The sequence below is a fragment of the Humidesulfovibrio sp. genome, from assembly GCF_030689645.1.
GTDB lineage: Bacteria > Desulfobacterota > Desulfovibrionia > Desulfovibrionales > Desulfovibrionaceae > Humidesulfovibrio.
The window spans coordinates 1-15,250 of sequence record NZ_JAUYFU010000099.1; the positions used below are offsets into that span (position 1 = coordinate 1).

At 63.0% G+C, this 15,250-nt stretch carries 11 protein-coding genes; 6 read left to right on the top strand and 5 right to left on the bottom strand.

From position 1 onward, the window contains the following. Positions 1-664: 664 nt before the first annotated feature. Entirely contained in the window at positions 665-1,561 is an 897-nt protein-coding gene (locus Q8O35_RS13060) for a GyrI-like domain-containing protein (protein ID WP_305574031.1), read from the top strand. A gap of 35 nt (positions 1,562-1,596) precedes the next feature. Here the strand turns inward: Q8O35_RS13060 and asnS are convergent, their stop codons facing one another. After that, on the bottom strand, positions 1,597-2,979 hold the full coding sequence (asnS, locus tag Q8O35_RS13065) for an asparagine--tRNA ligase (protein ID WP_305574034.1): 1,383 nt from the start codon (positions 2,977-2,979) through the stop codon (positions 1,597-1,599). 121 nt (positions 2,980-3,100) lie between these two features. Between asnS and ftsY the strand changes: the two genes are divergently transcribed. Continuing rightward, positions 3,101-4,471 carry a signal recognition particle-docking protein FtsY gene (gene ftsY, locus Q8O35_RS13070; protein WP_305574036.1) on the top strand — a complete coding sequence of 457 codons (1,371 nt, stop codon included), beginning with the start codon at positions 3,101-3,103 and terminating at the stop codon, positions 4,469-4,471. Positions 4,472-4,484: 13 nt separating this feature from the next. On the opposite strand, the gene Q8O35_RS13075 is transcribed toward ftsY, so the two are convergent. The 4 genes from Q8O35_RS13075 to Q8O35_RS13090 form a co-directional block, all read right to left on the bottom strand. Beyond that, positions 4,485-4,799, bottom strand: a complete 315-nt coding sequence (locus Q8O35_RS13075; RefSeq protein WP_305574038.1) for a hypothetical protein — start codon at positions 4,797-4,799, stop codon at positions 4,485-4,487. Between the two features lie 270 nt (positions 4,800-5,069). Beyond that, the gene (locus Q8O35_RS13080; RefSeq protein WP_305574040.1) at positions 5,070-5,495 is read right to left on the bottom strand and encodes a DUF2157 domain-containing protein; all 426 of its coding nucleotides are present in this window, start codon (positions 5,493-5,495) and stop codon (positions 5,070-5,072) included. Between the two features lie 17 nt (positions 5,496-5,512). Next, the gene (locus Q8O35_RS13085) at positions 5,513-5,971 is read right to left on the bottom strand and encodes a DUF3124 domain-containing protein (RefSeq protein ID WP_305574042.1); all 459 of its coding nucleotides are present in this window, start codon (positions 5,969-5,971) and stop codon (positions 5,513-5,515) included. A 9-nt stretch (positions 5,972-5,980) separates the two neighbouring features. After that, on the bottom strand, positions 5,981-6,970 hold the full coding sequence (locus tag Q8O35_RS13090; RefSeq protein ID WP_305574044.1) for an RluA family pseudouridine synthase: 990 nt from the start codon (positions 6,968-6,970) through the stop codon (positions 5,981-5,983). Positions 6,971-7,094: 124 nt separating this feature from the next. On the opposite strand from Q8O35_RS13090, the gene Q8O35_RS13095 reads away from it, so the two are divergent. Genes Q8O35_RS13095 through Q8O35_RS13110 form a run of 4 tightly spaced genes read left to right on the top strand, consistent with a single transcriptional unit; the run spans position 7,095 to position 15,218 of the window. After that, complete coding sequence (locus Q8O35_RS13095; RefSeq protein ID WP_305574046.1) at positions 7,095-8,084, top strand: ornithine cyclodeaminase family protein; 990 nt, start codon at positions 7,095-7,097, stop codon at positions 8,082-8,084. A 5-nt stretch (positions 8,085-8,089) separates the two neighbouring features. Beyond that, positions 8,090-8,980, top strand: a complete 891-nt coding sequence (locus tag Q8O35_RS13100; protein ID WP_305574048.1) for a DMT family transporter — start codon at positions 8,090-8,092, stop codon at positions 8,978-8,980. Then, positions 8,980-12,270, top strand: a complete 3,291-nt coding sequence (locus Q8O35_RS13105; RefSeq protein ID WP_305574050.1) for an exodeoxyribonuclease V subunit beta — start codon at positions 8,980-8,982, stop codon at positions 12,268-12,270. The genes Q8O35_RS13100 and Q8O35_RS13105 overlap by 1 nt, the downstream gene beginning before the upstream one ends. Further along, positions 12,267-15,218: a PD-(D/E)XK nuclease family protein gene (locus Q8O35_RS13110; RefSeq protein WP_305574052.1), complete on the top strand. Its 2,952-nt coding sequence runs from the start codon at positions 12,267-12,269 to the stop codon at positions 15,216-15,218. Before Q8O35_RS13105 ends, Q8O35_RS13110 begins: the two co-directional genes overlap by 4 nt. Positions 15,219-15,250 lie beyond the last annotated feature (32 nt).

The following is a 15,250-nucleotide window of genomic DNA, read 5'->3' on the forward strand; positions in this document are numbered from 1 at the left end:
AGGTGAACCGCGTCCTCTCGTCAACCCTTTTCTTCAACCTTTTCAAAAAACCCTCGCTGCCCGGTCAAACGCCTTCCGGCTGTCTCAAGCGGCGAGGGGCGTTTCTAGGGGAACCGCTGCCAAGAGTCAACACGTTTCTGGGGTGGGTGGATGAACTTTTAGCATTAGCATGCAATAACAGCACGTTATACCATGCTCGCAATTCTTGTCGCCTGCAACCTCTTGCTTCTGTGTCGCCGTGATCCCCTAAGAGGCCGTGTGGACGACCATGCGTTCCTATTATATATGATACCTCAGCTTGACCACAAATGCCTTGCTCGGCATCAGCCTACGGACCGCTAACACGCACCGCTCCGTCCACTACGTCCCGAAGTGACACTGGGGAGGGCAGCAAAAAGTGACGGAAGCAACTGCAAAAACACACGATAGCACTGAATGAACACACCACGGTTGGAGACAAGATCTGCCCAGCCACCTTGGCCAGGCGCTACATGCTGGACTGCGGCTGACCTGATGCGAGCGTCCGTGAACTAGGACCTTGTCCAAGGTGTCGGCTCCATGCCATGTTCTGACGCCATAACGACTCGAATATCTGAAGAATATGAGATTATTGATCAAGCACCACGACGAGAACTCTACTATTCATGCGCATGGAAGACACTCGATGAAACTCGACACCAAGAACACCTATGCCGCACGCATGCTGAAAGTGTTGAACCACATCCAGCGCAACCTGGACGAACAGCTCAACCTGGAGTGCTTAGCTGGCCTGGCCCATTTTTCCGTCTCCCACTTCCACCGTGTGTTCAAGGGCATGCTTGGGGAGACCATCATGGACCACCTTCGACGTATCCGCCTGGAACGGGCCTATGCAAGACTCGCCCACACGAGCGATACCGTAACCGAGATTGGCTTCGCGGCCGGGTATGACTCTCTCGAGGCTTTCTGCCGCGTCTTCCGCAAGACCTTTGGACTCTCGCCCACTGAGTGCCGCAAGCAGGGCTGGACCATGCTCTTCCCCGAAGCGCCTTCCGGCGTGCACTACAGCACAGGCGAGATCGTGGAGTTCATCCTCAACGAGACAGGAGCAGCGTACATGAACGTCCGCATTGAGACATTGCCAGACATTCGCATCGCCAGCGTGCGCCAGACCGGCCCATATATGGAGTCAGCAGAGCGCGCCTGGAAGATCCTTTGCGGTTGGGGCGCGCCCAAAGGGCTCTTTACCCCAAGAACCATGATCATCGGCATCAGTCACGATGACCCGCAAGCCACCCCGCCAGAGGAGATCCGCTACGACGCGGCGATCTCGCTCGAAGTTGACATCGCAGTGGAGCCGCCTGTGACCCTTGGGGCGCTGCCCGGCGGAGAGTACGCCATCTTCACGCACCAAGGCCCGTATGAGGGCCTGGAAGAGGTTTACAAAACCATCATGGGCCAGTGGCTCCCCACAAGCGAGCGCGAGTTCCGAGACACTCCCTGGTTTGAGGTCTACCGAAACGACCCAAGCACCACTCCGCCGGCCCAGCTCATCACCGACATCCACATCCCGCTGAAGTAACGCTAAAGGGCGCCCCTAACGGAGCGCCCTTTTCATTAGAACTCAAGGTGTCCTGGCGTTCGCGGGTACGCGATGACATCGCGGATGTTGGCGATGCCCGTGACCAGCATAAGCAGGCGCTCAAATCCAAGGCCGAATCCGGCGTGGGGCGCGGTGCCAAAGCGCCGCGTATCCAGATACCACCAATAAGGATCTTCCGGCAGCCCCGCCTCGGCCATGCGCCGGACCAGCACATCCATGCGTTCCTCGCGCTGGCTGCCGCCACACAGCTCGCCGATGCGCGGCACCAGCAGGTCCATTGCCGCCACGGTCTCCTCATCATCGTTAAGGCGCATGTAGAACGCTTTAATCTCCTTAGGGTAATCGTAAACAATAACCGGACGCTTGAAGTGCTCTTCGCAAAGGAAGCGCTCATGCTCGGTCTGCAAGTCGGACTTCCCATGCACCGGAAACTCGAAGCTCCGGCCCGAGGCCTGCAACACACGGATTGCTTCGGCGTGGGTCAGACGCGCAAAGGGCGCGGAAAGCATGCCTTCCAGGGTGGGCATGAGGCTCTTGTCCACAAAGCTGGCGAAGAGCGCCAGGTCCGACGAGCAAGAGCTTAGGGCGTGACGCACCAGATGGCGCACGAGATCCTCGGCCAGATCCATGTCGTCCTTGAGATCAGCAAACGCCACTTCCGGCTCAACCATCCAGAACTCGGCAGCGTGCTTCGGGGTATTGGAATTCTCGGCCCGGAAAGTGGGGCCAAAGGTGTACACGCTGCCCAGGGCGAGCGCCATGAGCTCGGCCTCCAGCTGGCCGGACACGGTGAGCCCAGCCGGGCGTCCGAAGAACTCAGCCTCGGCCCTGGCCCTGGGGTCAAGGATGACCGCCTTCTCAGGCTCAAGATTGCTCACACGAAACATCTCGCCAGCGCCCTCGCAGTCGGATCCGGTGAGAATGGGCGCATGCACGTGGAAGAATCCGCGTTGACGGAAGAAGTCGTGCACGGCAAAGGCCATTTCCGAACGCACGCGCAGCATGGCCCCGTACTTGTTGGTGCGCGGCCTCAGGTGCGCGATGGTGCGCAGAAACTCGTCCGAGTGCCGTTTCTTCTGAAGCGGAAAGGCTTCAGGGTCTGCGCCGCCATATAGGATGAGGCCCGACGCCCGAACCTCCCAGCGCTGCCCGCTGGCCGGAGACTCCACCAGCTCGCCTGTGACCGCCACAGCGGCTCCAGTGTTCATGCCTTCGAGGGCCGGAAGCAGCTCCGGCGTGTGGTCCGCCACCACCTGCACATTGGCCAGGCAGGAGCCATCATTGACCTCCAGGAACGAGAACCCCTTGGCGTCGCGCCTGGTGCGCACCCAGCCTTTGAGCAGCACCGGGCCGCCCTCCCCTCTGTCCAATAACTCGACAATGCGTGTGCGCTGCATGGAAGCCCTCCTTGAGCCAGGATGGTTCTAGTGCCTCCGGCTTCGGATTTCAACAGAGTTGCGTCAGTTTCGCACCTGGGGTAGAAGCGGCGCACACATCATTTAGAGGGGGCGCTTGCGCATGGGATTTTTCAGCAAGGTCAAGAAGCTTTGGGGCGGGGATTCCGTTCCTGATCAAACGCCCAGCCAAACGCCCGCCCAAACGCCGGACTTGGCACCGGACCTCACGCCAGTCCAAGACGCCGCTCCCTCAAGCACATTGGAACAAGCACCCAGCGCCCCGGTTTTGACAGAGCAGTGGAAGACCGAGCTGGCCGCATCCCTGCGAGGTTCGCGGGCTCGCATCTCCGAGTGGCTGGGGCTCTTGCTTTCCGGCCTGGACGCCGCCGACGAGGCCCTGTGGCTGCGCCTGCGCTTCCTGTTCGCCACGCTCGGCGCACCGGAAGCAGAGGCCGAAGCTTTCATCAACGAGTTCAAAGCTTGGTCCAAGGCCATGAACCTCACCAAGGTTGAAGATTTCCGTTCCGAACTGCGCTATCGCCTCATCCTTTCCCTTGACCTGGAGCAGGAGGAGGAGGAGCGCAAGAACGTGTTCCAGAAGCTCACCAAAGGCCTGGCCAAAACGCGTGAGCGCATGGCCGCAGGCCTGGGCGCGCTGTTTGGCCGAAAGGGCGAACTGGACGAGGCCTTCTGGGAAGAACTTGAAGAACTGTTCATCACGGCTGACGTGGGCTCGGAAGCCACTCGCAAGCTCCTTTCAAACCTGCGCAGCCGCGCCCGCAGCATGGGCGTCACCGAGTCGGCCCGCTTCCGCGAGGTTCTGGGCCGTGAACTGGACGAGCTGTTCCCCTTGCCAAAGAAACCCAAGGTCGCCGCGCCGCCGGAAGTCGTCATGATGATCGGCGTTAACGGCGTGGGCAAGACCACCACCATCGCCAAACTGGCCTACCGCGCGCGCCTGCAGGGCCGCAAGGTGCTCATCGCTGCGGGCGATACCTTCCGGGCCGCAGCCATCGGCCAGCTGGAGATCTGGGCCGGACGCGTTGGCGCAGGCATCTTCGCCAAGTCCGAAGGCTCCGATCCGGCAGCCGTGGCATACGAGGCCGTGGATCTGGCCCTCAAGGAGGGTTACGACCTCGTACTGCTCGACACGGCGGGCCGCCTGCACACCAAGGTGAATCTCATGGAGGAGCTGCGCAAGATCAAGCGCGTGCTCGAAAAGAAGCATCCCGGCGCGCCGCACAAAAGCGTGCTGGTCATCGACGCAACCACGGGCCAGAACGCCCTGTCCCAGACCAAGCTGTTCCATGAGGCCATCGGTGTGGATGAGATTGTGCTGACCAAACTGGACGGCACGGCAAAGGGCGGCGTCATGGTGGGCGTGGCTATCACTCACAAGCTGCCCATCAGTTTCGTGGGCCTGGGTGAGAAAATGGAAGACCTGCGGCCCTTTGTGGGCGAGGACTTCGCCAAAGCCCTGCTGGGCGAATAAGCTCCAACAGGGGCTACATCGCCCTGTTTCTCGGCAGTGAGCGGCACAGCCAATCCGGCAGCCTGCGCATCACTGCCGCGTCCAGGGCTGCACAGTGCCGCCGGTACGCCCAGCCCAGGCCCATAATGCCAAGGCCCAGGGCGCGCAACACCAGGGGAAACAGAATGGAATCCTTGAACAGGCGGTGCGCGAGCTCTCCTAAATACAGACCGACCCCGGTCCCGCCGAAAGCCAAAAAGGCCCGGCGCTGCAGCACAATAGCCGCAAGAAGCAGCACAAGATTGATGCCGAGATAGGCCTGACGCCCCAGTTCGCTTGTGCTCTCCATAAGCGACAAGCCCCCCAGAAAGCGAAATCCTCACGCGTGCGGCGGTCCAGCCAGAACGTCGCCGCCAGCATGGCCAAGCCGAACCAGATTGACACAAGGCGTCGCTGAACCCAGGTGACATCCGCCTGCCCGAAAAGCAGCAGCATCAGGTCCATGGAAAGAAACCACAGTGCCACAGACAAGGGCGCGGCGAGGAACGGGAAGCGAAAGCGGCGCAGAGCCAGCAGACCGACGAGGACCGTGGCCAGCTCCATGAAAAGCCAGAAGCTCTTAATCCGTGTGAAGAATAGGGGAGAGGAGGCCGGGGGGCCTTGCGGCCAAAAGCCAGTCATCAACTCCAGACCGTAGACGCCCAGGGGGAGTCATGCACACGGCCACAGTCACCAGCACACCGCCCGGCACGCGCCCGCCGGGCCTGTCCCACATGATTAATCCTGCCCAAAGAAATGAGCCCGCGTAGCAGACGGCTGCCAGGAGAAACCCCACGCCGCCCATGCCGTTCCAGGCTTCGGTCAAAAACCAGCCCATGGCGGCAATGACCACAAGCCCGCCAAGAAAATACGTCAAATGCTCAAACGTCAGCCTGGGCCAGTCAGTCTGGCGTTTAGCGGCAAGGGCCAGCAACTTGTCGGCCTGCTCCTGAGAGAGAACGCCCTGATCAACGGCGATCTCCAAATCGGTTCTGCCAATCTGCATGCCCCCTACGGAGTAAATTATTCCTGAATCACCACCCCACGGCTGGTGAAGGAGATGCCCTGGCTGTTGGCGGTGCCGATCATGACAGACTCAACCACGGGTGGGTTCATGGCCGCATCCGCACGCCAGCGCACAAGAAACGACGCCCCGGCTCCGCCGGACGTGTCGTTCTGTTCCACAGTGAATTCGCGCGTGCTCAGCGGCGGCATCACCATTTCGGCAGCCACATGCCGCTTGAGCAGCCTTCCGTCGCTGCCGTGGTAGTCCACGCTGATGAGCCGCATGGTGCGCTTCGGGTCGGTATTGCGCACTGTGAGGGTGATTGCGAGGTCAAAGGGCCGCGTTTTGATCCCATGATAGATGTGCGAGGAACAGGGAACGTACAAGGCCTGGCCCTTGGACATTTCTGCCAGGGCAGGCAGGCTCGCGCAGGTCAGGAACGCGCAGGCGGCGATGGCGATGAGGCTCCGTTTCATGTTTGCTCCTTAGTCCAGTTCGGTTTCGGCGCCCTCTGCCCGCGCCGTCTCAAGCCGTTTTAATTCCTTCAGCCATGGCGGCTGCCGAAACGCTTTGAAGCCCTGGAATTCCAGCCGCCTGTGATGCAGATACAGCCGCCCCCCGGTCTCCTTTTCCGCGCCGGGTTCACCATAGAGCGGGTCGCCGAGGATGGGCAGGTTGGCTGCGGCCAAGTGGGCACGGATCTGATGTCTGGCCCCGGCCTGGATGCGCACGCGCACAAGGGTTCTTCCCCCGGCCAGCCGCGCTTCAGGCCACACCAGCGTCCAGCCGCGCGCATCGTTCTCCATGCGTCCCAACACGCGGGTGCGCTTGCGGTCGTCGGTGTCCAGCTTGCGCTTGAGCTGCAAGGGCTCGTCGAGTGCGCCGTTCACCACGGCCATGTATTCCTTCACCACATCTTTCGGCTTCAGGGCCGCAAAAACCTTGGCGGCACGTCCGTTCAATGACACGAGCACCAGGCCGGAAGTCAGATAGTCCAGGCGATTCAGCAGGCGCGGCGTGATGCCCGGAAAGAGTTCCGGCAGCATGGCTTCCAGGCTCTGCCCGCCGCCCCCGGCCAGGGCTGCACTGTGCAGGCCCGCAGGCTTGTCCAGTGCGGCGTAGTCCTTGGTGCGCTCGACAATGCGAATTACCGGGCGCGCCGCTGGACGTGTGGATTCAGCAGCTTCATGACCGAATCCTTCCGGCGTTTCATTGTCCGCAACGTTTGAGCTTGGTTCCGTGCCGCCTTTGGCGCTTTCCGGAAGCAGGCTGAGCCGCTGTCCAGCGCGCAGCTTGAGGCTGGCCGGGGCTGGTCGGCCCTCAATCAGCACCCTGCCGTTTTCGATGAGCCTCCGGCGCAGGCGAAGCCCTGAGCCAGGAAGCAAAGTCTCAAGAACCCGGTCCAGCCGGGTGCCCTCAAGCGCCGCATCAACTAAAATTTCACGCGATTGTCCCGCGTCTGTCTGCCATGTCATAGTGCTACTCTACGCGCTGGGGCGGGGCTCTGCAACCATAAGGCGGGCACCTGCTTTTGACGAAGCTGGCGAAACAGCCTAGTGAAAAAACGCCTCATAAATCCTACACATCAGGAGTTCCCCCATGCCCTTCGACGTGCTCTGGCTGTCCCGCGCGGACATCGATTCCTTGGGTCTTACCATGCGCGAAATCATGGATGTTGTGGAGGAAGGCTTCGCAGCCATGGGACGCGGCGAGGTGGAAATGCCCGCAAAAATCGGCATCCACACCCGCAAGGACTGTTTCAACCACTCCATGCCCTGCTATGTGGGCGGTGACCTGGACATGGCCGGAGTGAAAGTCGTGTCCGGCTACCCGCCGAACCAGGCCAAGGGCCTTCCCTACATCACCGGCATCTGGGCGCTTCTGGACCCCGAGACCGGCCTTGTGCGCTCGGTGATGGATGCGGCCTGGATAACTGCATGGCGCACGGGCGCGGCCTCCGGCGTATACGCCCGGCACTTCGGCAGCCCGGACACCAAAAGCATCAGCATCATCGGCCTCGGCGTGCAGGGACACATGAACCTGCGGGCAATGATCGAGGTCTTTCCAGACATCGAAGAAGTGCGCATGTTCGATCCCGTCACCGCCCAGGCCGCCCGCTTCCAGACAAGCATGCAGCCGCTTCTGCCCAATGCCCGTTTTGTAGACTGCGACACCCCCAGGGAGGCCGTTGCCAACGCAGATGTGGTCATCACCTGCTCGCCCATCATGGAAAAGCCGGAGCGCTTCATTTTGTCCGAGTGGCTGAAGCCCGAAGTTCTGGCCATCGCCGTGGACTACGACTCCGCCTTTGACGCCGAGACCATGAGCAAGGCCGCCAGCTTCACAACAGACAGCGAGAGCCAGTACCTGTGGACCCAGGACCACGGGACCTACTTCCAGAACGGCTATCCAACGAAGGCTGGCCTGCACTCCGACCTTGGCGAAATCTGCGCGGGCAATAAATGCGGCATCCGCGAGGGCCGCCGCAGCGCCGTACTCATGGGCATCGCCCTGGATGACGTCATGACCGGGCACCTCATCTACAAGAAGGCGCTTGAACAGAAGATCGGCGCCTGGGTGCAGTTGTAGCCACCATGCGTTCAACCGGCTACCTCTACGTCCTCTGCGCGGCCGCCCTCTGGGCGCTCATCGGCCCGCTCTCCAAGCAGGTCATCGCCCTTGGCGTGGCCCCGCTGGAAGCGGCATTCTGGCGTTCGGCCATCGGCTGGAGCTTCTTCGCCGTACACGCCCTGTCCACCGGGGCGTGGCGGCTTGAGCGCAAGGACGCCCCGGCAATCGCCTCCTTCGGCATCATCGGCGTGTCGACACTCTTCGGCGCATACATCCTGTCCATCAGCATGGTGGGCGCGGCCATGGCGTCTGTGCTGCTGTACACGGCTCCGGCCTGGGTTGCGGTGCTGGCCTGGCTCACACTGGGCGAGCAGATGCACGCCCACAAGCTCATCGCCCTGTGCATGACTCTGCTGGGCGTGGCCTGCGTAAGCCTTGGCCCGGCCATCGTCTCCGGCCAGGGCCTGGGCGCGGTGAACTTGCCGGGCATCCTGCTTGGGCTCCTGTCGGGGTTCAGTTACGCAACCTATTACATCTTCGGCAAACGCTACCTGGGCCGCTACGCAACGCCCACCCTGTTTCTCTACGCCCTGCCCGTGGGCTGCCTGGGACTTCTGCCATTCGTCACCTTCACGCCCAAGTCGGAGGAGGCTTGGCTCTTCCTTACGCTCCTCGCCGTCACAACCACTTATGGCGCCTACAGCGTGTATTACGCGGGCTTGCGGCGGCTTTCGGCCACTCGCACGGCCATCGTGGCGACTCTGGAGCCTGTTCTGGCCGCAGGACTGGCTTATGTCTGGTGGGATGAGCGCTTTGACCTCATGGGCTACGCCGGCAGCGCGCTGATTCTCGCCGCAGTGCTGTGCACCATCCTTGGCGGCAGCCGAAAGAGCGGACGGGAGGCGACAATTTGATGGGCGCGCCCTTCCGCCAGGTGAAGGCTTCCGCCGGGTCGGGCAAGACCTACGCCCTTACTTTGCGCTTCCTTGACCTGCTGGCTGGCTGCGCTGAAGATGCATCCTGCGTCGAAGACAATGCGACCGCCCCAGCGCATCGAGGCTTTGCATGCGTCGCCGGGCCAGAGGCAATGGGAGGCCCGCAACGACACTACAGCTGGCCGGAGATCCTGGCCGTCACCTTCACCAACAAGGCCGCAGCCGAGATGCGCGAACGGGTCCTGCGCGCCCTCAAGGAACGCGCCCTGGGCGATGCCGACGGCCCAGGCCGTGGCCTCGACCAAGACAAGGCTGGTCGTCTGCTGCTGGAAATACTTCGCCACACGCAGCACCTGGGCATCCGCACCATCGACAGCCTGCTCTCGCTCCTGGTTCGGCTCTTCGCCTTGGACCGGGGCCTTAAGCCCGACTTCGATACAGTCTTCGACGAAGGCCAGGCGATTGACGGCCTGTTGGACCGCTTCCTGGCGCGTTGCCAAGCGGGCGGCCCAGAGGAGGCGCTATACGAGCAGGCCGTGCGAACGCTCATCAAGCACGAGGACAAGGTCGGCTTCTGGCTGCAGGACGCCCTGCGCGAGCGGCTGGTGAGCCTGACGCGCCACCTCTTGCACCTGCTGCCCACACTGCCCGGCCCCCTCACCACAGACCAAAGCCGCATGGCCGACCTGCTGGCGCTCTCCTTCGGCGAACTGCGCCTTGCCCTGGACACGCTGACTCAGGCCATTTCCGGCGAGGAACTGGCCTGCCAGGCTCATTTCAGCACGCTCTTGCGGAAATGCGACGAGGTTGAGCTCTTCGGCAAACTCCCGGTGGATTCCGCCTACCTGACCAAGGACACCCTGGATGAGTGCCTGCTCGCCAAGTCGCGCGGGAAGTGCTCCGCAGCCGCCAGCCGGGCTTATGAGCAGTTCAAGGCCGCAGCGGCCGAGCACATCCGCTGCCATGCCATTCTTTCCACCGCCTATTCCCTGGCACCCTGCGCTGAGATCGCCCGGACGCTGCTGCGTGATCTCGACGCGGTGCAGCGTGAAAAAGGTTTCCTTTTCGGCTCGCAAATGGCGGGCATCGTGGGCGAGGTGCTGGACGGCGACTTCGGCGTGCCCGACGCCTTCTGCCGTTTGGGCGATCGCCTGCACCACCTGCTGGTGGACGAGTTCCAGGATACCAGCCGCGCCCAATGGACCGCAACCCTGCCCCTGGCCTCGGAGTGCCTGTCCAAGGGCGGCAGCCTGTTCTATGTGGGCGACGTGAAGCAGGCCATCTACGGCTGGCGCGGCGGCGACGCCCGGCTCTTCGACGAAGTGGCGGACAACGGCGAACTGCTTGCCATGTCCGGCGGACTTGCCCAGGAGACCCTGCCACACAACTGGCGCAGCAGTCCGGAAATCATCAGCTTCAACAACGAGGTCTTTGGCCGCTTGGGCCAGGAGAACACCGCGCGCGACATCGCTGCGGCCCTGCTCAAAGACGCGCCGGAGGACATCGTGGACGCCTTCGTTCTGCGGATCACGAGTGCCTTTGCCGATTCGCGCCAGGAGGTGCCAACGCGCGAGGGCGTCCAGGAGCCAGGTCGGGTGCAAGTACGTCTGCTGCCCCAAGGAAAGGCGGAGGAGATCCTTGAATCAGGCCTGGACGCCCTGGTTGACACCCTGAAAAACGATCTGCTGCTGCGCCGCAGCCCTGGCGATGTGGCTGTACTGGTGCGCACAGGAGCGCACTCGGACCTGGTGTGCGAGCGCCTTGTGCGCGAGGGCCTGCCTATCATCACCGAAAACAGCCTCCAGCTTGCCCGGCACCCCATCGTGCGGCAACTCATCGCCCTGCTGCGTCTGCTCGACGCTCCGCCGGACGACGTGAGCTTCCTGACCTTCCTTTGCGGGGGCGAGCTGTTCCTGGCCGAATCCGGCCTGGAACTCGGCCAGGTGCTGGATTGGGCCGCTGGCTCTCGCGACGGCGGACGCAAAGGCGGCCTGCTCTCGCGCTTCCGCGACGACTTCCCCGAAGTCCATGCCCGGCTGCTAGCCCCATTCCTGCGCCAGACAGGGCTCATGCGGCCTTACGACCTTGTGCGCGCAGCGCTGGACACCTTCCAAGTGCTGACCCGGCACCCGGAATCCGAACTGTACGTGCGCCGCTTCCTTGAGGTCGTGCACCTGGCCGAAACCCAGGGCATGGGCTCCCTGCCGCGCTTTCTGGAATTCTGGGACGAGACCGGCATGGAGGAGAAGGTGCCCCTGCCAGAAGCAGCCGACGCCATCCGCATCCTGACCATCCACAAGTCCAAGGGGCTGCAGTTCCCTGTGTGCATCATCCCATTCCACAACTGGTCCGCCGGTCCCAAGGGCGAACTCGGGGTGGTGGAGATTCACGGCCACCGCGTGCTCACAAGCCTCAAGAAAGTCCTGGGCCGCCCGTATTTCGAGAATCAGGCCGAGGGGCTCATGGAACAGGCCAACCTGCTCTATGTGGCTTGGACCCGCGCCGAGGAAGAGCTGTACGCCTTTGTTCCCGGCACTGGGGAAAAACAGCGCCTGGGCCCTGTGCCTGTGATGCTGCATCACTTGCTCGACATCCCGCCGGAGGACGCTGGGCTCGACCTGGGCCGCGCTCCGGCCTGCTCGGCTACAACCGTCCACGGCAAGACGCAGCTGACAGACGTTGCGACATGCGAAGTCCCCCCGAGCGACACTTCGCCGGAATTCCAGGCCTGGCTGCCCCGTCTGCGCGTTTTTCGTCACGCCGTGGAGGACGCAGGCTTTGACGAGCGCACCCGCGGCAAGCTGGCGCACAAGGCCGTTGAGCTGCTGCGCCCAAGTGGAGACGACCAGGCCGACGCCCTGCGAGCTGCAAGGCTTTCCATTGGAGAATTCACAGAACTTCGTGCACTTACAGTTGAGCGAAGAGCGGAACTTCAAGTCCAGATTGAAGAAATGTTGCATTGGCTTTTATCCCAGCCAGAGGCCCGTCCACACCTGGGGCATGCCGGTTCGGAACTGACCATCCTGGCCGAGGACGGCGGGTTCCTGCGGCCGGACCTGCTGCATTTTTCCCCCAGCGGGCCCGTGGTGCTGGAATTCAAAACCGGCCAGGCCTCGCCAGACCATTCCAAGCAGCTTCGCGCCTACCTCGCCCTGGCGCAAGCCATCAGCGCGAGGCGTGGCGAACCGAAGCAAACTCAGGGCTATCTTGTGTACCTTGACCGCCGCGTGGTCGAGCCGGTGACGCTCGCTAAGGGAGTCCCGGCATGAAGGCCGCGCAAATAATCAACATCGTTCCCTGGAACACGGATTTCATCAGCGCGCTGGCTCGACACCTCGTCCGCAACCAGTCGGATCTGGCTCGCACGCGCCTGATCTTTCCCCACAACCGCCCTGCCAGGCATCTGCGTGCCGCACTGGCCGAACACCCAGACCTGCCAAAGCCCTGCCTGCTGCCGCGCATGCAGTCCCTGGACGACTTCCTGCGCACCTTGCGTCAGGATCTCGCGCCTGTGGCCACCCTGCGCGCGGGGAAACTGGACCGCATCGGCGTGCTGCATGGCATTGTGCGCGGCCTGGGCCTCGTCGGCGGCCCCTTGGAATCCCTTGGCGGATCTGCCAGGGAATTCTTCCCCTGGGGTGCCCGGCTGGCCGGCCTGCTGGAGGAAATGGCCGGTCAAGGAGTGCGCCCGGCCTCCATCCACAATCTTTCCGGAGAAGTGAGCCCCTGGGCTGAAGCCTTGCTGGGCCAGCTGGACGCCATCGGCGAAGCCTACCACACGGCCCTGAACGAGCGCGGCTGGACAACGCCGGGGCTCGACAGCCTGTGGCTCGCGGACAGGCTGGACAAGGTGGCGGAAGAATTGTCCGGCCAGCAGATCTTCTTTGCAGGGTTCCACGCACTGAGCGGCACAGAGGAGCCCATTCTGCGCAGACTATGGCAGGAGGGTGCGGAGATATTCTGGCACACCGACCCGGCCCTGGCCCTTGGCGGTCAATCCTCCTGGGCAGCGCAGGAGCATCGGCGCTGGCTCACGCGCTGGCGCGCACGCGCCGTGCTCACTCAGGATGTCCCCGCATCCGGCCCGCAGATCCGCCGCTTCTATGAGGGCTTCGACCTGCACTCCCAGCTCTCAGTGCTGGAGCGCAAACTGGCCGCCCTGCCGGATACCGGGTCCACGGCCATCGTGCTGCCCGACCCAGGCGCGCTGGTGCCTGTGATGCACCATCTGCCCGCTGTTGAGGCCAACATCAGCATGGGCTACCCTCTGGGGCGCTCGGCCCTGGCCCAGCTGGTTGAGACGGTGCTGACCCTGCACGAGAATACAGACAGCGCTGGACGCTATGCGTGGCGCGATCTGGTGGCCCTGGTCCGACACCCTCTGCTGCGCATGCTCCGCGCGGGCGAAAACGACGAAATGCCGCTGCGCAGCGCCTACGTGGCCTGGGAGCGGCACATCCGCGCCAATGGAGCCTTCCAGGCCCCGGAGGAATGGCTTTTCGCCTACAACGCCGAGGAGACGACAGCCTCTGAATCGGAGATTCTCGTCCTGCACTCCGAGGTGCTCTCAGTCTGCTTCCGCAATTTCAGAGGCATCACCACCCTGAGACAGGCCGGACAAGCCCTGGACGCTCTTTGCGAGCTGCTGCGCCGCCGCGGCGGCGACACCTGGCATCGCAACCTCATCGACGCGGAATGTTTGCTGCGCCTGTGGCAATCCGTAGTGCCGGAACTCACTGGCAGCATCCTGGCCGACGAAGAGTATGACCAAGGCCTCCTATTTCTCATCCTGCGCCACCTCATCGATGCCGAACGGGTATCCTTCGAACCCGAGCCGCTGGCCGGGATGCAGGTGCTCGGCATGCTTGAGACGCGCCTCCTAACCTTCGTACGCCTGTTCATCCTTGACGCCACGGAGGACAAACTGCCAGGCGCAAATCCGCCGGACCCCCTCCTGCCCGATCCCCTGCGCCAGGCCTTGAACCTGCCCGGCAGGCGCGAACGCGACAGCGTGGCCGCCCACAACTTCTTCCGCCTGCTCATGGGCGCGCGGGAGGTTACGGTGCTCTACCAGGCCGGAGTGCGGCCCGGGGCACTGGAAGGCAAGAGCGAGCGCAGCCGCTACGTGGAGCAGATGCTCTGGGAACTGGAGCAGCGCCAAGGCGTCCTCGTCAAACCGCAGCCGTCTTCCGTTGTCGAAGCGCCGCTCAAAGCGGTCAGCTTCCCGGTGTGCCCCATTCTGCTCCGCAGACCCGACGTGACCCTGACCCCTGCTCTGCGCGCCAAACTGGCTCAACGACTCAAGGCCAAAGGCATCACGCCCTCCGGTCTGGAGGTCTGGCTCACCTGCTCCAAAAAGGCGTTCTTCTCCCAGGTTCTTGGTCTGCGCCCCATGCAAAAGGTGGCGGAGAACGGGGACCGCGCCCGCTTCGGAGAAATCGTGCACCGCGTGCTCAAGGAGTTCCTGACCCCGCACCTGGGAAAGCCCATTTCGGGCGAGATGCTGGACCCCCTGGCGCTGGCTGCTGCCTTTGAACTCGCCCTGGCCGAGGAATCCTTTGCTCTCCAGATGCCCTACGACGGCCGCGTTGCGCTGCTGGCCGCTGGCCGCGAACGCATGACCCGCTTTGTGTACAGCCTGCCAACGACCACAGTGCGGGCCCTGGAGCTTCCGGTCTTGACCCAGTTGACTCTCAGGGGCATTGATGACGCGGTGCTGGACGTGAACGTGCAGGGGCGCATCGACCGAGTGGACGAGCGCGGAGGCGCGCACATGGTGCTGGATTACAAAACCGGCGGCATCAAAACCGGCGGAGCGGAAGGCTGGCTGGACGAGTCCCTGTTCGCCCGCATGTCTGAATGCCTTTCCGGCAGCGCGGACATTGACCGCCCCGGCACTCCGATGGCGGCAGAGCTTTTCCAGGAGCTCGCAAACACCGGCCTCGATGTGCAGCTGCCGCTCTATCTGCACTTGCTGGGCTCGGACAACGACTACAGGCCGGACAATGCGGCCTGGGTGGAGCTCGAGAACAGCGGGGACGAGATGCCTCTGTTCTCGGCCAAGGTCGAGCCAGACCAGCGAACCGAAGTGATCCGACAACGCGCCCCAGACCTTGTGCGCTTCGTGCTGGAGCACATGCTGGCGGCAGAGGCGCTGCCAGCGCGCAGCGGCAAACACTGCCAGTGGTGCGATTTCCAGGGTCCATGCAGCGCGTGAAGCATCAAACAGAACATTTCACGGAGATCTTA